The 21,223-nt window shown below is 68.0% G+C and carries 20 protein-coding genes and 1 riboswitch; of the genes, 4 read left to right on the top strand and 16 right to left on the bottom strand.

All coding sequences use genetic code 11. From position 1 onward, the window contains the following. The first annotated feature begins 30 nt into the window (after positions 1–30). Complete coding sequence (locus tag ACSFA5_RS11270) at positions 31–693, top strand: DedA family protein (protein ID WP_435444122.1); 663 nt, start codon at positions 31–33, stop codon at positions 691–693. 72 nt (positions 694–765) lie between these two features. Here the strand turns inward: ACSFA5_RS11270 and ACSFA5_RS11265 are convergent, their stop codons facing one another. From ACSFA5_RS11265 to tsaE, 3 genes are all read right to left on the bottom strand, one after another. Beyond that, a complete protein-coding gene (locus ACSFA5_RS11265) occupies positions 766–1,050 on the bottom strand; it encodes a glycine zipper domain-containing protein (RefSeq protein ID WP_435444121.1) in 285 nt (94 codons plus the stop codon). Positions 1,051–1,202: 152 nt separating this feature from the next. Continuing rightward, the gene (locus ACSFA5_RS11260) at positions 1,203–2,744 is read right to left on the bottom strand and encodes an N-acetylmuramoyl-L-alanine amidase (RefSeq protein ID WP_435444120.1); all 1,542 of its coding nucleotides are present in this window, start codon (positions 2,742–2,744) and stop codon (positions 1,203–1,205) included. Beyond that, a complete protein-coding gene (gene tsaE / locus ACSFA5_RS11255; RefSeq protein ID WP_435444119.1) occupies positions 2,741–3,247 on the bottom strand; it encodes a tRNA (adenosine(37)-N6)-threonylcarbamoyltransferase complex ATPase subunit type 1 TsaE in 507 nt (168 codons plus the stop codon). The genes ACSFA5_RS11260 and tsaE overlap by 4 nt, the downstream gene beginning before the upstream one ends. Between tsaE and queG the strand changes: the two genes are divergently transcribed. Further along, on the top strand, positions 3,233–4,306 hold the full coding sequence (gene queG / locus ACSFA5_RS11250) for a tRNA epoxyqueuosine(34) reductase QueG (RefSeq protein ID WP_435444118.1): 1,074 nt from the start codon (positions 3,233–3,235) through the stop codon (positions 4,304–4,306). The two genes, tsaE and queG, sit on opposite strands and share 15 nt — an antisense overlap. A gap of 83 nt (positions 4,307–4,389) precedes the next feature. On the opposite strand, the gene ACSFA5_RS11245 is transcribed toward queG, so the two are convergent. From ACSFA5_RS11245 to ACSFA5_RS11190, 12 genes are all read right to left on the bottom strand, one after another. Further along, positions 4,390–4,902, bottom strand: coding sequence for a 6,7-dimethyl-8-ribityllumazine synthase (locus ACSFA5_RS11245; protein WP_435444117.1), 513 nt, complete (start codon positions 4,900–4,902; stop codon positions 4,390–4,392). Between the two features lie 98 nt (positions 4,903–5,000). Then, positions 5,001–5,170: riboswitch (FMN riboswitch) on the bottom strand. A 98-nt stretch (positions 5,171–5,268) separates the two neighbouring features. Next, positions 5,269–7,479, bottom strand: coding sequence for a TonB-dependent siderophore receptor (locus ACSFA5_RS11240; protein ID WP_435444116.1), 2,211 nt, complete (start codon positions 7,477–7,479; stop codon positions 5,269–5,271). 250 nt (positions 7,480–7,729) lie between these two features. Beyond that, on the bottom strand, positions 7,730–8,821 hold the full coding sequence (locus ACSFA5_RS11235; RefSeq protein ID WP_435444115.1) for a DNA glycosylase AlkZ-like family protein: 1,092 nt from the start codon (positions 8,819–8,821) through the stop codon (positions 7,730–7,732). Positions 8,822–8,869: 48 nt separating this feature from the next. Beyond that, on the bottom strand, positions 8,870–9,748 hold the full coding sequence (locus tag ACSFA5_RS11230) for a sugar phosphate isomerase/epimerase family protein (protein ID WP_435444114.1): 879 nt from the start codon (positions 9,746–9,748) through the stop codon (positions 8,870–8,872). Positions 9,749–9,756: 8 nt separating this feature from the next. Then, entirely contained in the window at positions 9,757–10,965 is a 1,209-nt protein-coding gene (locus ACSFA5_RS11225) for a dihydrodipicolinate synthase family protein (protein WP_435444113.1), read from the bottom strand. Between the two features lie 7 nt (positions 10,966–10,972). Next, complete coding sequence (locus ACSFA5_RS11220) at positions 10,973–12,136, bottom strand: Gfo/Idh/MocA family protein (protein ID WP_435444112.1); 1,164 nt, start codon at positions 12,134–12,136, stop codon at positions 10,973–10,975. A gap of 53 nt (positions 12,137–12,189) precedes the next feature. Next, the gene (locus ACSFA5_RS11215; protein ID WP_435444111.1) at positions 12,190–13,629 is read right to left on the bottom strand and encodes an enolase C-terminal domain-like protein; all 1,440 of its coding nucleotides are present in this window, start codon (positions 13,627–13,629) and stop codon (positions 12,190–12,192) included. A gap of 11 nt (positions 13,630–13,640) precedes the next feature. Beyond that, positions 13,641–14,420, bottom strand: a complete 780-nt coding sequence (locus tag ACSFA5_RS11210; RefSeq protein ID WP_435444110.1) for an ABC transporter ATP-binding protein — start codon at positions 14,418–14,420, stop codon at positions 13,641–13,643. Between the two features lie 32 nt (positions 14,421–14,452). Continuing rightward, positions 14,453–15,460, bottom strand: a complete 1,008-nt coding sequence (locus tag ACSFA5_RS11205; protein ID WP_435444109.1) for an ABC transporter substrate-binding protein — start codon at positions 15,458–15,460, stop codon at positions 14,453–14,455. A gap of 42 nt (positions 15,461–15,502) precedes the next feature. Continuing rightward, positions 15,503–16,276, bottom strand: coding sequence for an ABC transporter permease (locus ACSFA5_RS11200; RefSeq protein WP_435444108.1), 774 nt, complete (start codon positions 16,274–16,276; stop codon positions 15,503–15,505). A gap of 31 nt (positions 16,277–16,307) precedes the next feature. After that, the gene (locus tag ACSFA5_RS11195; protein ID WP_435444751.1) at positions 16,308–17,261 is read right to left on the bottom strand and encodes a tripartite tricarboxylate transporter substrate binding protein; all 954 of its coding nucleotides are present in this window, start codon (positions 17,259–17,261) and stop codon (positions 16,308–16,310) included. Positions 17,262–17,481: 220 nt separating this feature from the next. Then, positions 17,482–18,147 (bottom strand): TetR/AcrR family transcriptional regulator, encoded by a 666-nt coding sequence (locus ACSFA5_RS11190; RefSeq protein ID WP_435444107.1) that lies wholly within the window; start codon positions 18,145–18,147, stop codon positions 17,482–17,484. Between the two features lie 94 nt (positions 18,148–18,241). On the opposite strand from ACSFA5_RS11190, the gene ACSFA5_RS11185 reads away from it, so the two are divergent. Next, on the top strand, positions 18,242–19,966 hold the full coding sequence (locus tag ACSFA5_RS11185; protein WP_435444105.1) for a thiamine pyrophosphate-binding protein: 1,725 nt from the start codon (positions 18,242–18,244) through the stop codon (positions 19,964–19,966). Here ACSFA5_RS11185 and ACSFA5_RS11180 read toward each other — a convergent pair. Continuing rightward, positions 19,932–20,225: a hypothetical protein gene (locus ACSFA5_RS11180; RefSeq protein WP_435444104.1), complete on the bottom strand. Its 294-nt coding sequence runs from the start codon at positions 20,223–20,225 to the stop codon at positions 19,932–19,934. The two genes, ACSFA5_RS11185 and ACSFA5_RS11180, sit on opposite strands and share 35 nt — an antisense overlap. A 103-nt stretch (positions 20,226–20,328) precedes the next feature. Here ACSFA5_RS11180 and ACSFA5_RS11175 point away from each other — a divergent pair, with 103 nt between their 5' ends. Continuing rightward, positions 20,329–21,108: a helix-turn-helix domain-containing protein gene (locus ACSFA5_RS11175; protein WP_435444103.1), complete on the top strand. Its 780-nt coding sequence runs from the start codon at positions 20,329–20,331 to the stop codon at positions 21,106–21,108. The last annotated feature ends 115 nt before the right edge of the window (positions 21,109–21,223 follow it).

Here is a 21,223-nt window from a genome sequence, read left to right as displayed (position 1 = left end):
GTTCGAGTTCAAGAAGGATAATCCGCGCCCATGGAAATCATCAGCTTTCTCGTCGACTTCATCCTTCACGTCGACAAACACCTCGAGGCCTTCGTCATTGCCTACGGCCCCTGGGTCTACGCGCTGCTGTTCCTCATCGTCTTCGTGGAAACCGGCGCGGTCGTCATGCCGTTCTTGCCCGGCGACTCGCTGCTCTTCATCGTGGGCGCACTGTGCGGCGCGGGGCTCATGAGCTTTCCGCTGGCCTGCGGCATCCTGATCGCGGCGGCCATCCTCGGCGACCAGTGCAACTACTCCATCGGCCGCTTCTTCGGGCCGAAGGTGTTCCAGTGGGAGAACTCGCGCTTCTTCAACCGCAAGGCCTTTGACCAGGCCCATGGCTTCTACGAGCGTTATGGCGGCATCACCATCGTGCTGGCGCGCTTCATGCCGTTCATTCGCACCTTCGCGCCCTTCGTGGCCGGCGTGGCCGAAATGGGCCGCGCGAAGTTCACCATGTTCAACGTGGTCGGCGCGCTGATCTGGGTGCTGGGCATCGCGACGGCCGGGTACTTCTTCGGCAACCTGCCGCTCGTGCGCCAGCACCTGGACAAGATCATCTGGGCGCTGATCTTCATTCCGGGCCTGCTGGCCATCTTCGGCGCATGGCGCGCATCGAAGGCCGAGAAGGCACGCGCCGCTGCGCAGGCCTGACCGTCTTTCTTTCTTCTTCACCACGAAAAAACGCGCCGATGGCGCGTTTTTTTCATTCAGACCGGCCAGCGATCAATAGTTCGGGCCGTTGCTCGGATAGTAGCCGCTGCCTTGCGGATAGCGTTGGCGTTGGTTGTTGCGTTCGTCGGCATTGCGGCCGACCTGGTTGCCGATGACGCCGCCGATGGCAGCGCCACCCAGCGTCGCAGCCGTGTTCCCGCCGATGGCATTGCCCACCAGCGCACCGCCGACCGCGCCGACGCCGGTACCGAGGTTCTGGTTGGGGCCGCTGGCGCAGCCTGCAATGGTCATGACCGAAGTGGCTGCGGCTGCAGCGATCCAGAGACGTGTGTTCATGATGTCCACCTTTCGAAGAGTGATGGATCATCATGTCCGGAGGCCTTGTGCTCCCTGTGTAGGAGCCTGCCGCGCCTGCCTGTGCGGTGTCACGGGCCGGGTGTCGTGGGACAGCAGGGGCTGCCCCCGGCTTCACGGAGAAACCCGCCGGTTCAGAGCTGCCGGCTGCGCGCCAGGGGCGGGTTCTGCGAGAAGTACCGCTGGATGCCGCGCATCAGCGCATCGGACAGGTTCTCCTGGTAGTCGACGCGGCGCAAGTTGGCTTCTTCTTCCGGGTTGCTGATGAACGCCGTTTCCACCAGCACGCTGGGGATGTCCGGCGCCTTCAGCACCGCGAAGCCGGCCTGCTCGACCTGGCCCTTGTGCAGTCGCGCGCCGATGCCCTTGATTTCGCCGAGCATCGCGCCGCCCAGCTTCAGGCTGTCGTTGATCTGCGCGGTGGTGCTCATGTCGAGCAGCGCGCGCTGCACCTGCGCCTCGTGGCCGCCGACGTTCACGCCGCCCACCTTGTCGGCGTCGTTTTCCTTGTTGGCCATCCAGCGCGCCGCGCTGCTCGACGCGCCGCTCTGGCTCAAGGCGAACACGCTCGCGCCGCGCGCGGCGGGCGTGGTGAAGGCGTCGGCATGGATGCTCACGAACAGGTCGGCCTGCACGCGGCGGGCCTTCTGCACGCGCACGCCCAGCGGCACGAAGAAGTCGGCGTCGCGCGTGAGAAAGGCACGCATGGGGTTGCCGTTCACGCTGCTCGCGTTGATGCGGTCGCGCAGGCGAAACGCCACCTGCAGCACGATGTCTTTTTCGCGCGTGCCCGCCGGACCGATGGCGCCGGGGTCTTCGCCGCCATGGCCGGGGTCGAGCGCCACGATGATGATGCGGTCGGTGCGGCTCGCGGTGGCGGTGCCGCCCCGGGTCGCGGCCACAGGGGGCGGCAACGACGGCGGCAGGGGCCTGACGGGCGGCGGGGCCACCAGCACAGGCGGCGGGCCCGGCCGGTCTGCGCCGGCCACCACCGGCGGCGGCGGCGCGGGTGGACCGGGGCGCATGGCTTGCTGCGCCATCAGGTCGCCCAGCGCATCGCCGGCGGGCGCCGCGGGGCGCACCGGCATGCCGGGCGGGGGCGGCGGGGGTTGTGTGGGGGGCGTAGGGGCGGCGCCGGCCATGGCCGACCCGTTGGGGTTACTGCCTGCCGAGCTGCCCGTTGAATTGCCCGCCGTACGGGGCGCGTCGCGCAGCCGCTCGGCGATGAGCGCTTCCATCGGGTCGACGGCCTGCTCGGGGTACAGGTCGAGCACCAGCCGGTGCTGGTACGCGGCCACGGGCGCGAGCGAGAACACCTGCGGCACCACGGCCTGCTTCAGGTCGAACACGATGCGCACCACCTTCGGCGCGTTCTGCCCGACCCGCAGCCCGTTGATGAACGGGTCGCCCGGCTTGATCTTGCCGACCAGCTCGCGCAGTTCGGGGTTGAGGTCGATGCCTTCGATGTCCACCGCGAGCCGCGGCGGGCTGCCCACCACGAGCTGCTGAGAATTGAGGCGCGCGTCGGACTCGATGGTCACGCGCGTGTAGTCGGCGGCGGGCCACACCCGCACGGCGAGGATGGAGGCGCCGCGCGCAATTTGGTGCACGCCGAGCATCAGCGCGATGCTGCCGCCCTGCAGCAGCACGCGCCGTTTCAGGCCGCCCGCCTTCATGCGGCGATGCGCGCCAGCAGATCGCGGCCGCGAGGGGTGTTCGCGAGGAGGGTCACGCTGCGTGTGTCGTCAATCATTGCTTCTATTTTAATAGCGAGGTCGGCAGGTGGGGTGCGGCCCGCGGCGTTGTCCGGCCATTCGGCCAGCTTGAGCCCGGGGCCCGCGAAGATGTCGCGAAAGCCAGCGTCGTCCCATTCGCGCGGGTCGGCGAAGCGATAGAAATCGAAATGGAAGATCTGCAGGCCGTCGGGCGCCTCGTGCGGCTCGACCACGGCATAGGTGGGGCTCTTGATGCGCCCCGCGATGCCGAGCGCGCGCAGCAGGTGGCGTACGAAAGTCGTCTTGCCCGCGCCCAGGTCGCCATGCAGCGCGATGAACGCGTCGCGCACGGCAGGCGAGCCCGCGAGCGCGCGCGCGAAGGCGTCGGTGTCGTCTTCGCTGCGCCAGCGCAGGGTGCGGGTGCTCGTTTGCGTTTCTACAATCGGCAAGTGATCGTCAGCCATCCACTCGTTGTTCGTATTCAGGCCTTGGCCCGGGATCTCGGATTCTCCCAAATCGGAATCGCGGGCGTCGATTTATCGAGCGCCGAGGCCGGTCTGATGCAATGGCTGGCCCATGGGTTCCACGGCGAGATGCAATACATGGCAACGCACGGCACGCGGCGCGCCCGCCCGGCCGAGCTGGTGCCGGGCACGGTGAGCGTGATCACCGCGCGCATGGACTACCTGCCGCGCGACACCTCGCCCGAATGGCAGGCCATCGAATTCGACCGGCTCGCGCGCCCCGGCGAGGCCATCGTGTCGGTCTATGCGCGGGGCCGCGACTATCACAAGGTGCTGCGCAACCGGCTCGCCAGGCTGGCCGGGCGCATCGCCGAAGAGGTCGGCCCCTTCGGCCACCGCGCCTTCACCGACTCGGCCCCCGTGCTCGAAGCCGAGCTGGCCTCGCGCAGCGGGCAGGGCTGGCGCGGCAAGCACACGCTGGTGCTCGACCGCGACGCGGGCTCGATGTTCTTCCTGGGCGAGATCTACGTCGACATGGAATTGCCGCCGAGCGAACCCGTCACCGCGCACTGCGGCAGCTGCAGCGCCTGCATCGACGTGTGCCCGACGCAGGCCATCGTCGCGCCGCGGCGGCTCGACGCGCGGCGCTGCATCTCGTACCTCACCATCGAACACGGCGGGCCGATTCCGACGGAGCTGCGCCCGCTGATGGGCAGCCGCATCTACGGCTGCGACGACTGCCAGCTGATCTGCCCCTGGAACAAGTTCGCCAAGAAAAGCACGCTGCCCGATTTCGATGCCCGCGAAGGGCTCACGGGGCGCACGCTGGCCGAACTGTTCGCATGGACCGAAGAAGACTTCCTGCGCCGCACCGAAGGCAGCCCGATCCGCCGCATCGGGCATGAACGCTGGCTGCGCAACATCGCGGTGGCGCTGGGCAATGCGGTGAGGGCGGGCGAGGGCGGGGCGCAAGCAGCACTGGCGACACGCGCCTCGCACGACAGCGAACTCGTGCGGGAGCATGTGGCTTGGGGCCTGGCGCAGCAGGCCGCCGACTGAGCACCCAGGCGGGCAGGATATCGCGCGCTGGTCTCGCGCACACGCGCCCTTCGTCGCGTGTTCGGGCGTTGCGCGGCGGGCCTTTACGCCGCCAGCAGCGCGTCGACCTTCTGCAGGCCTTCCAGCGTGCGAAAGCACGCCTCGGCCACTTCCGTGCCCTTGATGGCGAAGTGGCGGTGGAAGTACTTGCGGTGCTCCACGTGTTCGTGGAAGTGGTGCGGCGTGAGCACGGCCGAGAAAATCGGTACGTCGGTCTCCAGCTGCAGCGACATCAGCGTGCCGACCACCGTGCTCGCCACGAACTCGTGGCGGTAGATGCCGCCGTCCACCACCAGCGCGCAGGCGACGATGGCCGCATACCTGCCGGAGTTGGCGAGCCGCTTGGCGTGCAGCGGAATCTCGAAGGCGCCCGGCACGTCGAAGATGTCGATGAGCTCGCGTGCCACGCCGAGCCGGTCCATCTCGGCAAGGAAGGCGTCGCGGGCCTGGTGGACGATGTCGGCGTGCCACTGTGCCTCGACGAAGGCGATGCGCGTGCCGCGCGGGGAGCCCGACGCGGTGACGGCGGAAAGGGGAAGGTCGTTGATCTGACTCATGGTGTGCCTCTGGAAAGCAGGTTTCCTGAATCAGGGCGCACGAAACCACGGGCCCGCCAGCGCGCCCGCAAAGCAAGGAGCGCAGGCATGCCCGCATTTCGCGCTCTCTTTCATCCGGACTGTGACCGTCGGCTTCGGAATCGCACCGAAATCTGCTGACCCTGGGGCTTGTTGCAAGCTCCAGGCGCTCGCGGGCTTGTGCAGCCCTTCTTCCGAAGAAACCGCCATCACCGCCGGTGGGGAATTGCACCCCGCCCTGAGAACGCTTGCTGCCCGGCGAACCGGGCGACGGCGCGATTCTAGAAGCCGCTCGCGGCGTGGGGTTGTCGCCCGCGCGCCAGACCTTCAGGCGCGCGGGGATTTTCTTCAGAAGCGATACGTGGCGGCCGCCGTCACGTTACGGCGCTGTCCGTAGAAGCAGTCGCCGCGCGCCAGGCAGGTGGTGATCTGCACCTTGTCCGTCAGGTTGCCGACGTTCAGCGACAGGCGCAGCGGGCCGTTGTCCCAGGCGAACATCGCGTCGAACAGCGTGACCGACGGCGTGCGCAGGGCGTCCGTGCCGTCCCACGATTCGCCCAGGTAGCGCACACCGCCGCCCAGCGAAAAGCCGGGCACGCCGCCGATCGAGAAGCGCCGCATCAGCCACGCCGATGCCGTGTGCTTCGGCACGCCCGACAGGCGCTTGCCCAGGTCGGCGCCGTTGCTGCGCGAGACGCGCGCGTCGGTGTAGGCATAGGAGGCGATCCAGTCCCAGTCGCGCGCGATGCTGCCCTTGTACTCCAGCTCCAGGCCCTTCACGTGCACTTCGCCCAGCTGCACGCTGTTCAGCGGGTTGGTCGGGTCGGTGGTCTTGCGGTTGGTGTCGCGCAGGTCGTACAGCGCGGCCATGAAGGAGGTGCGCTGGCCCTCGGGCTCCCACTTGATGCCGGCCTCCCACTGCTTGCCGCGCTGCGGCTTGAAGGGCGTGTTGTTCAGGTCGACGCCGCCCAGCGGCAGGAACGATTCGGCATAGCTCAGGTACGGCGCCCAGCCGCCGTCGGCCAGGTAGACCAGGCCCGCGCGCTTCGTCGTGGCCTTGTCGTCGACGGCGGCCGCGGGGCGGCCTTCGGTGTCGGTGTCGGCCTTGTCGTGGCGCAGGCCCAGCAGGCCGACCCAGCGGCCGTACTTGACCTGGTCCTGCGCATAGAGACCGACCTGCTTCTGCACCACCGCGGGCTGGCGCGCGAGGAACGCGGGCGGCGTGTAGTTGCCGTACACCGGCGCATACACGTCGAGCGCGCCCGCGCGGCCGCGGCCCGTGAGCTGGGAGGTCTGGTTGCGCTGGAAGTCCGCGCCGACCAGCAGCGTGTGCTCGACCGCGCCGGTCTTGAAATGGGCTTCGGCCTGGTTGTCGATCAGCAGCATCTTGCCGCCGCTGATGGTGGAGCTCAGGTCGCGCTCGATGGTGCGCTGGTCGATGTTGAACACCGGCCGCGCAGGCCGGCCCGTGAGCCGGTTGGCGGTGAAGCTGGTGTACGAGGTGTCGTACCAGACCTTGCTTTCCGTCGAGCGCAGGTTCTGGCGCACCGTCCAGGTGTCGTTCACCCGGTGGCTGAACAGGTAGCCCAGCGAGGTGTTGCGCGAGTCGTAGCGGTCGAAGCCCGGCTCGCCGGTGAAGGTCGAGGTGGGAATCTGCCCGTAGAGCGAAGGCTGCAGCGTGCCCTGCCACGGGAAGAAGCCGATCAGCGAGCCGCTCTTGTCCTTTTGATACGACGCCTGCAGCGTGAGCGAGGTGTCGGTGCTCGGGCGCCAGGTGAGCGACGGCGCCACCAGGATGCGGTCGTCCGACACATGGTCGACCTGCGTGCCGCTGTCGCGGTTCACGGCCACCAGGCGGTAGAGCCACTTGCCTTCGGTATCGAGCGGGCCGGTGAAGTCGGCCGCCACCTGCTTGCGGTCGTGGTTGCCCAACTGCACCTGCACTTCGCGCTGCGCCTCGGCCTGCGGCCGCTTGGACACCAGGTTGAGCACGCCGCCGATGCCGCCTTGCCCATAGAGCACCGAAGACGGGCCGCGCAGCAGCTCCACGCGCTCGAGCATGTACGGGTCGACCTTGGTCGAGTTGTAGGTGCCGTAGGTGCGCTGCAGGCCGTCGAGGTACTGCACGGCGTCGCCGCCGCGCACCTTGAACGAGTCGACCCGGCTGTCGAAGTAGCTCGACACCACGCCGGCCGTGTAGTTGGTGGTTTCGCGCAGCGTGAGCGCGCCCTGGGCCTCCATCTGGTCGCGCGTGATGACCGAGATGGCTTGCGGCGTCTCGATCAGCGGCGTGTCGGTCTTGGTGGCGGTGCCGCCGCGCCGGGCGACGAAGCCGGTCACCGGGCCGGTGGCGGTCTCGCCCGAAGATCCCGAGACGGTGACGGTGGGCAGCGCCCTGCGGGACTCGTTGGCTTCGTCCTTGTCTTCGGCGTAGGCGGGCACGGCGGCGCTCAGCGCCACGGCGGTGGCGGCGAGCGTGGCGCGGCGTCCGTGCGAAAGCCGTGAGAGGGGCGAAAGGGGTGAAAGACGCCACTTCGGGCGACGGATCCTGGATGTCATGTGCAGCTTCTCCTGTGTCTTGCGTGAAGGGGAGTGGCTGCGGCATGCGTCGGGGCGTGCCATGGCTTCTCGGGTTCGGTTCGGTCCGCGCGAGCGCATCCGGCCGCGCGCCGGATGCCGGCGGCCGAGGGTGTTTTGCGGGTCTGTGCGTCGTCGGGGCAGCCGTTGCGGCTGCGGTCTTCGTTCCTTCGAAGACGGCTGGCGCGCCCTTGGCGGGCGGCTGGCTGAGCGGGCGAATTATAGGAGCGCGTCAGCGCGCCGCGAGGAACTGCGTCATGCGGTGCAGCTCGTCGTCGAGCGCCGCGCGAAATGCCGCGTCGCGCGGCTTTTTGTCGACGTAGCCGAAGGTCGGCTGCAAGCGGCCTTCGGGCGCGGTCACGTTGGCCCAGCCGATCACGCGGTCGTGCCGCAGCATCGGCAGCGCGTAGTAGCCGAACCGGCGTTGGGGCGCGGGCGTGTAGGCCTCGAACTTGTACGTCCAGCCCCACAGCAGCTCGAAGCGGCGCCGGTCCCACACCACCGGATCGAAGGGCGCGAGCAGGCGCACCGCGTCGTCGGGGGCGTGGCGGCGCGACGCCGGGTTCTCGCCCGCGGGCCAGTACCAGGTGGTGCCGTCGATGCGGCAGCTGGCGAGTTCGTCCCGCGCGATGCGCAGGGCCGCCTGCGTCTGCGCAGAGAGGTGCGGCGCGCCGTAGCCGAGCAGGCGCACCAGGTAGGTGAGGCTCGCGGCCGGCAGCGGTGCGTACTTGCGCACCACCAGTGCGATGAGCGCGGCGGCGCGTTGCGCGCGGCCGGCGGGGCTGTCGTCCGCGGGCCGGTGCGCGACGGCCGCATACACGCGCGTGCCGCTGTCGCGCCGCGCCACGCGCAGCAGGCCGCGGTAGTGCATGTCGTCGAGCAGGTGCGTGGTCGCATTGCTCGAGCCGCCCCAGTAGTTCTTGACGCGGCCGTGCGCAAAGTGCTGCTCGACCTGGCGCGGGTGCACGGCGCCGTGTTCCTGCACGTAGGCCAGCACGTCGGCGGCCTTGCGGCGGGTGTCGGCGTCCCAGGCCAGCCTGGCTTCGCGCGGATGCATCAGCGCCAGATGCTCGCGCGGCAGGAAGCCGTAGTTGACGAGGCAGTCCTCCTCGACGGCGAGGCGGGCGTAGCGGCTTTCCAGGTCGCCGGCGCGGTAGTCCTTCACGCGGTGGCGCAGGGTCAGGTCTTGCGCACGCGCGGGGGCGCGAATGGGGTCGGCCTGGACGAAGCCGAGCTGGCGGATCGCGGCGGGCAGCGTGGTGGGTTTGAAGAGGGTGCGCGCCACGGCGTAGCGGCGCAGGTCGTCGAGGGTCGGGTCAGCCATGGGGCGGATTGCAGCACAGGCGGCTGCGCTTCGCTTCGGCGAAACACCTCAGACCGCGCTGCGATGTCGCTCGATGCACACGCCGAGCGTTTCGCTGCCCGGCCGTTGCCACCAGTCGAGGTTGGAAAAAATCTCGACCTCGCTGAATCCCGCGAAGCCCGCGTCCTCGACCCACCCCCGGATTTTCTTCAGCTCGACCACGCCGTCGCCCATCATCCCGCGGTCGCTCAGCAGGTCGCGCGTGGGCGTGAGCCAGTCGCACACGTGGTAGGCCAGCAGGCGCTCCCGGCCCGCGCGGGCAATCTGCTGCTGCAGCTTCGGGTCCCACCACACGTGGTAGATGTCGAGCGCCACGCCCAGCATGCCGCCCTTGCCCGCGTCGAGTTCGTCGCACAGGTCGAGCGCGTGTTCCAGCGTGTTGATGCATGCGCGGTCGGCCGCCTGCATCGGGTGCAGGGGCTCGATGGCCAGCGGCATGCCGACCTCTCGGGCGTAGTCGAGTGACGCTGCAATGCCGTCGCGCACTTCGTTGCGCGCACGGCCGATGTCCGTGTACGCGGCCTTGCCCTCGAGCGCACCGGGCAACGCGCCCACCACCATCACCAGGCAGGGTGCATCGAGCGTCTTGGCCTCGTCGATGGCGCGGCGGTTGTCTTCGAGCGCGGCCTTCAGGCCCGCCGCATCGGGCGCGGGGAAGAAGCCGCCGCGGCAGTAGCCCGACAGGCCCATGCCGTGCGCCTTCAACTGCCTGGCCACCTTGTCGAGTCCGACGGCCGCCACCTGGTCGCGCCACGGGCTGATCGCGCGAATGCCGCGCTCGGCGCACTGGTCGATGATGCGGTCCAGCGGCACCTCGGCGCCCGATTGCTTGCGCACCGTGGCGGTGTTGATCGACAGCCAGTCGTGGTTCTGCGAGAAATCGCGCATGGGCTCGTTCAACCTTCCACGCCGTGCAGGGACAGCAGCGTTTTCATTCGCCGCACCGAAAGTTCTGGCTGCTCCAGCAGGTCGGCCGCATCGGCCAGGCGAAACAACTCGGCGAAGTGCTGCAGCGAACGCGTGCTCTGCTGGCCGCCCACCATCGTGAAGTGCTTCTGGTGGCCGTTGAGCCAGGCCATGAACACCACCCCCGTCTTGTAGAAGCGCGTGGGCGCCGCGAAGATGTGGCGCGACAGCGGCACCGTGGGGCCGAGGATGGCGTGGAACTTCTCGGTGTCGCCTTGGGCCAGCGCGCCCAGCGCGGCGCTGGCTGCGGGGGCGATGGCATCGAAGATGCCCAGCAGCGCATCGCTCTTGCCGTGCGTGGGCTCGCTGCCGAAGCCGTCGCCCGCGATCAGCTCGGCGTAGTTGAAGTCGTCGCCGGTGTACATGCGCACGCCAAGGCCATCAGCCCCTCCGGTAGCGGGCAAACGCCGGCGCATCGCGATTTCCTTGTCCTTGTCGAGCAGCGAGATCTTGATGCCGTCGACCTTGTCCGGGTGGGCCGCGATGATGCCCAGCGCGGTGTCCATGGCGGCATCGACGTCCTTCGTGCCCCAGTAGCCCGCCAGCGCCGGGTCGAACATGTCGCCCAGCCAATGCAGCACCACGGGTTGCTTCGCCTGGCGCAGGATGCGGTCGTACACGCGCTCGTAGTCGGCGGGGCTCTTCGCCACGCGGGCCAGCGCGCGGCTGGCCATCACGATCAGCTTGCCGCCGAGTGCCTCGATGGCGGCCATCTGTTCTTCGTAGCCGCGGATCACGTCGTCGACGCTCTTCACGTCGTCGATGTCCAGGTGGTCGGTGCCGCAACCCGAGGCGACCAGCGCGCCCGGCACATCCTTTGCCGCATCGAGCGAGCGGCGAATCAGTTCGAGCGACGTGGGCCAGTCCAGGCCCATGCCGCGCTGCGCGGTGTCCATCGCTTCGGCCACGCCCAGGCCCAGCGAGAACAGGTGGCGGCGGTAGGCGATGGTGGTGTCCCAGTCGACCGCGCATTGCAGCCACGGGTCGATGGCCGCGAGCGGGTCGGCCACGACGTGCGCGGCCGAGTACACGATGCGGTCGAACGTCACGCCCGCTGCAGGCTTCACCGGCGCGGTGCCGCGCAGGGTGTAAGGCGCGAGCGTGCCGCCAGCGGTGGGGAGGATGAGCGAAAGCGCCATGGCCGCCTCAGACCTTCAGCGGGGACACGTCGACCCAGCGGCGGTCCTTCCACGATTCGAGCGCGGCCTCCACCAGCTGCACGCCCTTGGCGCCTTCGGGCAGCGTCCACTTGTAGGGCGCGTTCTCGACCACATGGCGAATGAAGTGCTCCCACTGGATCTTGAAGCCGTTGTCGTAGACCTGCGAGTCCGGAATTTCCTGCCACTGGTCGTGGAAGTTCATGGTCTGCTTCTCGTCGGGGTTCCACACCGGGCGCGGCGTGGCCACGCGCGACTGGGCTCGGCAGCTCGACAGGCCCGCCACGGCCGAGCCGTCGGTGCCGTCCACATGAAAGGTCACCAGGTCGTCGCGGCGCACGCGCGTGGCCCAGCTCATGTTGATCTGTGCGATGACGGGCTCGCCGTTGTGGCCGGTGAGCTCGCAGGTGGCGTAGGCCGCGTCGTCGGCGGTCGCCTGGTATGGCTCGCCGGCTTCGTCCCAGCGCTTGGGGATGTGCGTCGCGCCGATGCACGACACGGACTTCACTTCGCCGAACAGGTTGTCCAGCACGTAGCGCCAGTGGCACATCATGTCCAGGATCATGCCGCCGCCGTCTTCCTTGCGGTAGTTCCAGCTCGGGCGCTGGATGGGCTGCAGGTCGCCCTCGAACACCCAGTAGCCGAACTCCAGGCGCACGCTGAGCATGCGGCCGAAGAAGCCGGCGCGGCGCAGCATGTCGAGCTTGCGCAGGCCGGGCAGGAAGAGCTTGTCCTGCACCGCACCGTGCTTCAGGCCGGAGCCTTCGGCCAGGCGTGCGATTTCGACGGCTTCGTTCAGGTTGGTGGCGATCGGCTTCTCGCAGTACACGTGCTTGCCGGCGCGAATGGCCTTGGCCAGCAGCGTGGGGCGCATCTGCGTGGTGCCGGCGTCGAAGAAGATCGTGTCGTCCTTGTTCTCCAGCGCCTTGTCGAGGTCGGTGCCCCAGCGCGCGATGTTGTGGGCCTTGGCCAGCGCCTCCATCTTCTCGGCGTTGCGGCCGATGAGGATCGGGTCGGGCATGACCTTGTCGCCGTTCGACAGCGTGACACCACCCTGGGCGCGAATGGCGCAGATCGAGCGGATCAAATGCTGGTTCATGCCCATGCGGCCGGTGACGCCGTGCATGATGATTCCTAGACGTTGGGTGGCCATCGTTTGCTTCCTTGAGATGCGAGAGAGATCGGAGATTGAATAGGGGCGGCGCTTCAGTAGACGGAACGCATTGCGTCCCACGCGATGCCGGCGCCGGGCTTGCCGGTGGCGAAGCCTGGCGCTGTGGCGAGCGAGGACAGGTCGATCTGTCCGTCGCGGATGGCGAGGCGCACGGCGCCCTCGCTGTGCTCGTACAGGCCGGGGTGCAGCTTCAGCAGGGCCTGCTGTTCGGCCTCGGGGGCCGCAGCCAGGCCGTTGACGTAGTGGTGCCCGTTGCGCTCCACGTGCGACAGGCCCAGCCACGCGACCAGCGCGAGGTCTTGCTGCACGCCAAGGCCGGCCTGCATGGTGAGGTCTTCACCGGACAGGAAGTAGCGCGGCTTGCCTTCGGCGGCATTCCAGTGCGCGCAGCGCGCCGCGTTGACCACCGACTTGTAGAAGCCTTTGCAGCTTTTGCTCGACACGCCGGTGTAGCCGAGCGCACGGGCCTGCACGAAGGCGTCGAGCGTGGCGTCGGATTCGTCGACGAGCAGCGCAATGCGCTTGCCCAGCGCCGACACGTCGCGCTGCAGCGCCGCATCGCGCCGGATCGGCTGCTCGACGAACACCGTCTTCTGCGCGAGCTTCCACAGCACGGGCGTGGACAGCATGCGGTCCAGAAAGACGGCGAAGTCGTCGGCGTCCGCGTACTGCTCGTTGCCGTCGAGCGTGACGAGCTGCGCGTGGCCGTCGATCACGCGGGCGATGCGCTGGAGCCGGTCGATGTCTTGCGCGGTGTGGCCGCACAGCTTGATCTTGAAGTGGGTGAGGCCGTAGCGCCGCACGGCGGCTGCCAGCGTGGTGGGCAGGCCGTCGGCCGGCGCATCGGGCGCATCGGGCGCGGCGTCGCTGTCGTCGATGGCATCGGCCAGGCCCACCGTGTGGCGTGCCGCGATGCGCGTGCGCGGCGACTTGCCGGCCAGGAACGCGTGCATGTCGAACCCCGCGAGGTCGTCGACCAGCCCGCTGCCGGCGATGTCGATGCCGCCCAGGTTGCCGCTCATCGCCGTGGCAAAGCCCACGCCGGTGTGCAGGCACAGCGCGTCGAGCAGGGCGCGGTCGATCAGCGCCGGTCCGTAGCTGGCCACCAGCGGCTGCAGGCCCTTGGCCTTGGCACGGCTTTGCAGGGCGGCGTAGTTCGATGCGAAGTGCGTCCAAGCGGTCTGCGCTTCGGGCTCGGCCGTGTAGGCCTCGCGCGCATCGCGCAAGGCGAAGCGCAGCTGTTCGAAGTTCTGTTCGTGGGTGAGCGCGGGGTTCTTGTCGAACCACTTGGGCACCATCATCTCAGCGGCGCAGCCCTCGGCCGTGCGGCCGTCCGCAAAACGGATGCGTGCCTTCACGTAGACCTGCGGGCAGGCCGTGACGGTGGCCGCACCGAAGCGGAAAGGCAGGCGCAGCGCCACATGGCGCTCGGCGAAGCGGATCTCCTCGACGTGAAAGCGGATCGCATCCATGGCGCGTGCTTTCAGTGGTCCAGGATGCCCTGGGAGAAGAAATGCGCGCGCACCAGCTTCGTGTACGCGCCGAACTCTGGCGAAGCCATCATGTCCAGCGTGCGGGCGCGCGGCAGGTCGATGTCGTACACGGCGGCAATGGCGCCGGGCCGTTCGCTCATCACGATCACGCGGTCCGACAGGAAGATGGCTTCCGGAATGCTGTGGGTGATGAGCATCACCGTCTTCTTCGAGGCCAGCCAGATGCGCTGCAGCTCCAGGTTCATCTTCTCGCGCGTCATCGCGTCGAGCGCGCCGAAGGGCTCGTCCATCAGCAGCACCGAGGGGTCGTGCAACAGCGCGCGGCAGATCGACGCGCGTTGCTGCATGCCGCCCGACAGCTGCCACGGGTACTTGTTCTCGAAGCCCTTCAGGCCGGCCATGTCCATCAGCTCGCGTGCACGGGCCTGCGACGCGGCCTTGGGCAGGTGGCGCATCTCGGCCTGCAGCAGGATGTTGTCTTCCACGCTGCGCCAGGGCAGCAGCACCGCGCTCTGGAACACGATGCCCACGTCCTTCTGCGGACCGACGATGGGCTTGCCCGCCAGCGTGAGGCTGCCGCCGCTGATGGGCAGCAGGCCCGCCACCATCTTCAGCAGCGTGCTCTTGCCGCAGCCCGAGGGGCCAACCACCGAGACGAACTCGCCTTCCCCGATGGCGAAGTCGAGTGGCCTGAGCGACTCGACCGGGCCGTCCTTGCTGGGGTAGATCTTCGAGACGCCGCGCGCTTCGATCAGGTTGGCTTGGGACATGGAATGCGTGGAAAGAGGGCAGCGTCTGCAGGTCAGGGGAGAAAGTCGAGCGTCACGTAGTCTTCGGGCTTGCCGCGCGTGGACGCGTCCATGCCGCCGTACTGCACCAGCAGGTCGAGCGAGTCGCTCACGTTCTTCATGGCCACGCGAAACGGGCGCTGGTTGGCCGTTTCCTTGGTGTGATACAGCGCCACGCTCTGCTTCATGCCCACGATCAGCGTGTCGCGCACGCCGGCCTTGGGGTTGGCCTTGAGCATGGCGTCGACCGCCGCGTCGGGGCTCTTCTCGGCGGCTTCGGCGGCCTTGGTGGACGCGCGCATGAAGCGCTTCACCAGGTCGGGGTTCTCGGTCAGCAGGTTCTTGTTGGCGATGATCCCGGAGCTGATCTGGTTGACGCCCGAGTCGGCGAAGCGGATCGGCGTCACGGGCTTGCCGGTGGCGTCCTGCAGCTTGATGGCCTGGTCCATCACGTAGCCCAGCAGCAGGTCGGCCTGGCCGCTGGTCACGGCATTGAGCTTGGTCTGGCCGTCGCCCGAGACGATCTTCACCTGGTCGGGCGTGATGTTGTTGACCTTCAGGAACAGCGGCCACATCTGCGACATCGAGTCGCCCGGCGTGGTCGCCACGGTCTTGCCCACGATGTCCTTGGGCGTCTTGATGTTCTTCTCGGTGAAGCCCATGACCGACATCGGGCTCACCTGGAACAGCACACCGGTCGACTTCAGCGGCGCGCCCTTGGCGGCGGCCTTGATCATGGTGGTGACGTCGATGTAGCCGAAGGTGGCCGACTTGGCGGCCACCGCCTGCGCGGTGACGGCGGAGCCGCGGCCTTCCTGGATGTCGAGGTCGATGCCTTCCTCGGCGTAGAAGCCCTTTTCCTTGCCCAGGAAGAAGGGCGCGTGCTCGCTGTACAGGTACCAGTTGAGCATCAGCGTGACCTTGTCCTTGGGCTTGTCGGCCTGGGCGTGGGCCGGTGCGATGGCGAACGTGGCCAGTGCGGTCACGGCGACGGCGAGCAGCGAGGGAAGCAGTTTCTTCATGGCGTTTGTCTCCGGGAGTTTTTTTGGATCTGACGAGAGAATTCAGTGCGCGTGGCGCTGCGAGGCATGCCACGGAATCATCACGCGCTCGACCAGGTCGACCGCGACGAAAAGAATGACGCCGATGCTCGACAGCACCACCAGCGCGGCGAACATCAGGGGCAGGTCGAAGTTGCCGTTGGCCACCTGCAGCACATAGCCGATGCCCGAGTTGGAGCCTACGAATTCGCCCACCACCGCACCCACCACGGCCAGCGTGACCGACACCTTCAGGCCGCTGAAAATTTGCGGCAGCGCCTGCGGCAGGCTGATCTTGAAGAAGGTCTGCAGGCGGCTTGCGCCCATGGAGCGCGAGAGATCGATCATGTCGGGCTCGACCGACTTGAAGCCCATCACCGTGGACACCACCACCGGGAAGAAGCCCAGCAGGAAGGCGCTGATCACCTTCGGGAAGATGCCGAAGCCGAACCACACCACGAACAGCGGCGCAATCGCCACCTTCGGAATGCTCTGCGAGAACACCAGCAGCGGGTACACATACGACTCGACCACGCGCGAGTAGGCGATGACCATCGCCATCGGAATGCCGATGAGGATCGTCAGGCCGAAGCCGCCCAGCGTGGCGAGCGTGGTCTTCCAGCTTTCGGACAGCAGGCGCGGCCATTCGGCCACGAGCTGCTTCACCACCTCCCACGGCGGCGGAACGAGGTAGGCCGGAATCCGGAAGAGGCGAATCGCCAGGTCCCACAGCACCAGCATCAGCAAGATGAGGATGAACGGGCGCAGGGCCGGGGAGAGCAGGAGCTTGCGGAGCATGGCGAGTGGGCTGTGGGAGCTTGTTGCTTGCTTACTGCTGCACGGAAAGGCCGGCGGCCTTCACGAGCTCGGCGTTGCTGGCGATCTCGTCCTTGATGTAGGCGTCGAACTGCGCGGGCTTGAGCGTCCAGGCGTCGGCGCCGAGCTTCAGGAAGCGTTCCTTCACCTCGGGCGTGGCCAGTGCCTTCGCCACCTCGGCGTTCAGCCGCTCGACGATGTCGCGCGGCGTCTTGGCCGGCGCCATCATGCCGATCCAGAAGTTGAACTCCGAGCCGGGCACGCCGGCCTCGGTGGTGGTGGGCACGTCGGGCAGGGCGGCCGCGCGCTTGGGCGAGCCGACGGCCAGTGCCAGCAACTGGCCTTCCTTGATCTGGCCGATGACCGGTGCGATGGGGGAGAAGTAGTAGTCGACCCGGCCCGAGAGCACTTCGGTCACGGCCTCGCCCGATCCCTTGAAGGGAATGTTGGTCGCGTCGATCTTCGCGGCCATCTTGAACTTCTCGGCGTTCAGGTGGGTGGCGCTGCCCTGGCCGGCCGAGGCGAAGTTCATGCTGCCGGGCTTGGCGCGTGCGGCGGCCAGCAACTGCGGCAGCGTCTTGATGTTCTTCGAGGGCGAGATGACCAGCGCGTTGGGCAGCGACGAGATGGGCGTGACGCCCGCGAAGTCGTGGACCGTGTCGAAGGGCAGCTTGGCGAAGGTCGAGGGGCTCACCGTGTGCGAGGACGAATGGATCATGACCGTGTAGCCGTCCGCCGCGGCCGTGGCCACGGCCTGCTGCCCGATGGTGCCGCTGGCGCCGCCGCGGTTGTCGATGACCAGCGCCTGGCCCATGCTGAGGCTCATCTTGTCGGTGATGGCGCGGGCAATGATGTCGGTGGTGCTGCCGGCCGCGAAGGGAACGATCACGCGGATCGGCTTGGTGGGGTAGCCGTTCTGTGCGGCGGCCGGGCCCGGAAGCAAGACCAGGGCCGCGATGCAGGTCATCGAGGCAAGGACGGTGGTGCGTGCAGTGCTTGCAAGAAGAGGCTTCAAGGTTGTCTCCGCGCGGTGGGCCCGCATTCTTTGATCGATCAATTCACCAATGAGTGAATTAGCGATTTTAGGAACGGCTGCGCTGCAGCGTCAACGGGCGCGGCCTAGTGAATACCCGAAGGGTGGCGAAGGGTGTGAAGGCGCCGCGAGGGTGGGCGCGTTCAGTGCCGGGTCAGTGCAGCACGTAGCCCAGCACGAGGTCGGTCATGTGCGAGAGGCGTTGCGCCATTGCCTTGGGCGCGCGCAGGTCGCGCCCGAAGATGGCCGACAGCGTGGGGTTGTTCGAGAGGTAGAAGTAGCACAGCGACGCGATCGAGATGTACAGCTGCACCGGGTCGACGCCCGCGCGGAACAGCTTGTCCTTCTTGCCGCGCTCCAGCACCGTGTCGAGCAGCTGCACCAGCGGCGAGTTCATTTCCTGGATGCGCTCGGAGCGCTTCAGGTGTGCCGCGCCGTGCAGGTTCTCGCTGTTGAGCAGCGTGATGAACTCGGGGTGCTCCAGGTAGTAGTGCCAGGTGAAGGACACCAGCTGGCGGATGGCCTCGACCGGTTCGATCTCGTCGAGGTGCAGGCGCTGCTCGGCCTCGCGGATGTCGGCGTAGGTGCGCTCCAGCACCGCCAGGAACAGGTCGTCCTTGCTGCCGAAGTAGTAGTAGATGAGCCGCTTGTTGAGGCCCGCGCGCTCGGCGATGCTGTCCATGCGCGCGCCGGCCAGGCCGCGCGCGGCGAACTCGTCGCGCGCCGACGCGAGGATGGCGAGCTGCGAGCGGTCGGCATCGCGCGAACGGGGTTCGAGAAGCTCGGGAGCGTCGAACGTGGAGTCCTTGGGGGCCTTCATGGCGCGAATTTAACCAATTGGTGAATTAACGCAAGGCGTCTGGAGGGGGCGCACATAATTGCCGACGACATTTGCAGCTGAGGTTTCACTTCTCATGAGTACATCACAACCCGCGGGCCATCTGATCGTGGAGTGCCTGGTCGAGCAGGGCATGAAGATCGCGTTCGGCGTGCCCGGCGAAAGCTTTCTGGCGGTGCTCGACGGCTTTCATGCGTACCGCGATCGCGCGCGCTTCATCGTCAACCGGCAGGAGGGCGGCGCGGCCTTCATGGCCGAGGCGCACGGCAAGCTGACGGGGCGGCCGGGCGTGTGCTTCGTGACCCGCGGCCCGGGCGCGACCAACGCATCGATCGGCGTGCACAACGCCTTCCAGGACTCGACGCCGATGGTGCTGTTCGTGGGCGACGTCGGCAGCGACTTCCGCGACCGCGAGGCCTTTCAAGAAGTGGACTACGGCAGCTTCTTCGGGCCGAGCACCAAGGGCTTCGCCAAGCGCGTGGAGCGCATCGACGACGCCGACCGCATTCCCGAATACATCGCACGCGCCTTCGCCACGTCGATGAATGGACGGCCCGGACCGGTGGTGGTGGTGCTGCCGGAAGACATGCTGCGCAGCGAGACCGCGGCGCGGCCGTTGAAGCGCGTGGAGGCGGTCGAACCGTGGAGCGACCCCGGTGCGCTGCGCACGCTGCGCGAACTGCTGCTGCGGTCGCAGCGCCCGCTGGTGATTGCCGGCGGTGGCGGCTGGACCACGCAGGCCGCGCAGGCGCTGCAGCGCTTCGCCGAGAACTGGCGCCTGCCGGTGACCAACGCCTTTCGCTTTCAAGATACTTTCGACAACCACCATCCGCTGTATGCGGGCGATGTCGGTATCGCCATCAACCCCAGGCTCGCGCAGCGCGTGAAGGACGCCGACCTGATCCTGGCGATCGGTCCGCGCCTGGGCGAGATGACGACCGGCGGCTACACGCTGCTCGAGGCCCCCAAGGCGAAGCAGACGCTGGTGCACATCCACGCGAGCGCGGAAGAACTCAACCGCGTGTACCAGGCCGACCTGGCGATCAACGCCGGCATGAGCGCGGCCGCGCGCAGCCTGGAGGTGCTGAGCGCGCCGCCGACGCTGCCGTGGGAAGAATGGACGCTGCAGGCGCACGCCGACTACGAAGCCAACCAGGTGCCCCAGGCGCTGGCCGGCATGCCTGCCGACACGCCGCGCGGGCCGGTCGACATGGCGCAGGTCGTCGCGCTGCTGCAGAAGCACCTGCCGGCGGATGCGGCCATCACCAACGGCGCGGGCAACTTCGCGAGCTGGGTGCACCGCTACTTTCGGTACCACGGGCTCGCCAAGGGCGCCAAGACGCAGCTGGCGCCGACCAGCGGTGCGATGGGCTACGGCGTGCCGGCCGGCATCGCGGCCAACCTGGCGACGGGGCGGGTGGCGTTCACGATCGCGGGCGACGGCGATTTTCTGATGACGGGGCAGGAGCTGGCCACGGCGTCGCAGCATGGCGCCAAGAGCATCATCGTGCTGCTGAACAACGGCATGTTCGGCACCATCCGCATGCACCAGGAACGCGAATACCCCGAACGCACGAGCGGCACGGCGCTGCGCAACCCCGATTTCTGCGGCCTCGCGCGCGCCTACGGCTATGCAGCCGAGCGGGTGACGGCCACCGGGCAATTCGAAGCCGCGTTGTTGCGTGCGCTGGCGGCCGACACGGGCACGCTGATCGAGATTCCGCTCGACCCCGAGGTGATCAGCACGCGCGGCACGCTGGCGTCTATCACGCGCTCGGCGAAGCAGCAGGCGGTGGGCTGAGTTCGGTGCGATGACGGGCCACTTCGGCGCGCAGGGCGCTCGAGCGCAGTTCGAACACGTCGAACAGGCCCAGGGCGTCGAGGGTGGGAATCAGCGCGTGCAGGTCGTGCTGTGCTGTCTGTTTCTGCTCGGGCGACGCGTGCGCATCTTCGAGGACGCGCACGTTCGCGAGGAACGCGCCGACCGATCCCTTGCGCAAGGTGTGGCCGTTGATGACGGTGAAGTCCTGGCCGTCAGGCAGTACATCCTGGGCTTGCATGTGTGTTCCTTTGAAGGAGTGGTGAAGATGAACACGATGCTAGGCATCACCACGTGTTCAGGCTCGCGGCGCGGGGCCAATCGATACCGCCGGCGGGCCAGCCATGGCTGCTGAGGCCTCGCCGAAGCTCTGGCTCGACGCGCACGAAGCACCGCGCGTCACCGGGTATCACGCACATGAGACCGGCCAGCTATTCGCGCTGCGCGAGGGCCTGCAGGTCATCGAGACACCCTCGGGGCGATGGGTGCAGCCGCCAGGCTGGATCGGCTGGATCGCGCCGCGTTGCGCCCATGCGGCGCGCAGCTTCGGCGCGACGGCGGGCTGGAGCCTGCACATCGACGCGTCGATGGCGGCCGCGTTGCCGGACGGGCCGCATGTGTTCGCGGTCACGCCGCTGGCGCAGGGGCTGGTGGACCGGCTGGCATCGCTGGATGCATCCGATCCCCTCCAGGAGCCACGCCGTGCGCGATTGGTGGGTGTGCTGGTCGACGAACTCGCAGCGGGCGTGAGGCCGTCGCTGCACCTGCCGATGCCGCAGGACAGGCGCCTGGTCGCGATGGCCACCGCGCTGGCTGCCGATCCGGCGCTGGCGGATGGTATCGACGAATGGGCCGATCGCATCGGCATGGCGCGCCGAACGCTCACGCGCCGCTTCGCCGCAGAGACGGGACTGAGCTTCGCGCAATGGCGCCAGCAGTCGCGCTTGCTGAAGGCGGTCGAACTGCTGAGCGTGAAAGCGCCTGTGACGGCGGTGGCGTTGACAGTGGGCTACAGCTCGGTGAGCGCTTTCATCGAGGCCTTCCGCAAGCACTTCGGCTGCACGCCGGCGCGTTTCTTCCGGGAGGGGATGGCATTGCCGCAGGCGAAAAAAAAGCCGGCATGAACAGGCTGTGTAAATAGTCAGCCGGCCGCTTAGATCAAGATGCCCCGCAACAGCGGGGCATTTTTCATTGGGGCGCGAAGTGAAGAAGACAAGGGCCTCAGCCCCGCAGCGCCTG

Origin of the sequence: Variovorax monticola (assembly GCF_051216855.1) — a bacterium.
In the GTDB taxonomy this organism is placed as follows: Bacteria; Pseudomonadota; Gammaproteobacteria; order Burkholderiales; family Burkholderiaceae_C; genus Variovorax.
The sequence above is the reverse complement of the archived record's forward strand: the minus strand, read 5'-3'. Positions and strand labels throughout refer to the sequence as shown.

Excerpts from the sequence above, each read along its gene's own strand:
- ACSFA5_RS11270 (WP_435444122.1), top strand. The coding sequence starts at position 31 with ATGGAAATCATCAGCTTTCTCGTCGACTTCATCCTTCACGTCGACAAA.
- ACSFA5_RS11265 (WP_435444121.1), bottom strand. The coding sequence starts at position 1,050 with ATGAACACACGTCTCTGGATCGCTGCAGCCGCAGCCACTTCGGTCATG.
- ACSFA5_RS11260 (WP_435444120.1), bottom strand. The coding sequence starts at position 2,744 with ATGAAGGCGGGCGGCCTGAAACGGCGCGTGCTGCTGCAGGGCGGCAGC.
- tsaE (WP_435444119.1), bottom strand. The coding sequence starts at position 3,247 with ATGGCTGACGATCACTTGCCGATTGTAGAAACGCAAACGAGCACCCGC.
- ACSFA5_RS11245 (WP_435444117.1), bottom strand. The coding sequence starts at position 4,902 with ATGAGTCAGATCAACGACCTTCCCCTTTCCGCCGTCACCGCGTCGGGC.
- ACSFA5_RS11240 (WP_435444116.1), bottom strand. The coding sequence starts at position 7,479 with ATGACATCCAGGATCCGTCGCCCGAAGTGGCGTCTTTCACCCCTTTCG.
- ACSFA5_RS11235 (WP_435444115.1), bottom strand. The coding sequence starts at position 8,821 with ATGGCTGACCCGACCCTCGACGACCTGCGCCGCTACGCCGTGGCGCGC.
- ACSFA5_RS11230 (WP_435444114.1), bottom strand. The coding sequence starts at position 9,748 with ATGCGCGATTTCTCGCAGAACCACGACTGGCTGTCGATCAACACCGCC.
- ACSFA5_RS11225 (WP_435444113.1), bottom strand. The coding sequence starts at position 10,965 with ATGGCGCTTTCGCTCATCCTCCCCACCGCTGGCGGCACGCTCGCGCCT.
- ACSFA5_RS11220 (WP_435444112.1), bottom strand. The coding sequence starts at position 12,136 with ATGGCCACCCAACGTCTAGGAATCATCATGCACGGCGTCACCGGCCGC.
- ACSFA5_RS11215 (WP_435444111.1), bottom strand. The coding sequence starts at position 13,629 with ATGGATGCGATCCGCTTTCACGTCGAGGAGATCCGCTTCGCCGAGCGC.
- ACSFA5_RS11210 (WP_435444110.1), bottom strand. The coding sequence starts at position 14,420 with ATGTCCCAAGCCAACCTGATCGAAGCGCGCGGCGTCTCGAAGATCTAC.
- ACSFA5_RS11205 (WP_435444109.1), bottom strand. The coding sequence starts at position 15,460 with ATGAAGAAACTGCTTCCCTCGCTGCTCGCCGTCGCCGTGACCGCACTG.
- ACSFA5_RS11200 (WP_435444108.1), bottom strand. The coding sequence starts at position 16,276 with ATGCTCCGCAAGCTCCTGCTCTCCCCGGCCCTGCGCCCGTTCATCCTC.
- ACSFA5_RS11195 (WP_435444751.1), bottom strand. The coding sequence starts at position 17,261 with ATGACCTGCATCGCGGCCCTGGTCTTGCTTCCGGGCCCGGCCGCCGCA.
- ACSFA5_RS11190 (WP_435444107.1), bottom strand. The coding sequence starts at position 18,147 with ATGAAGGCCCCCAAGGACTCCACGTTCGACGCTCCCGAGCTTCTCGAA.
- ACSFA5_RS11185 (WP_435444105.1), top strand. The coding sequence starts at position 18,242 with ATGAGTACATCACAACCCGCGGGCCATCTGATCGTGGAGTGCCTGGTC.
- ACSFA5_RS11180 (WP_435444104.1), bottom strand. The coding sequence starts at position 20,225 with ATGCAAGCCCAGGATGTACTGCCTGACGGCCAGGACTTCACCGTCATC.
- ACSFA5_RS11175 (WP_435444103.1), top strand. The coding sequence starts at position 20,329 with ATGGCTGCTGAGGCCTCGCCGAAGCTCTGGCTCGACGCGCACGAAGCA.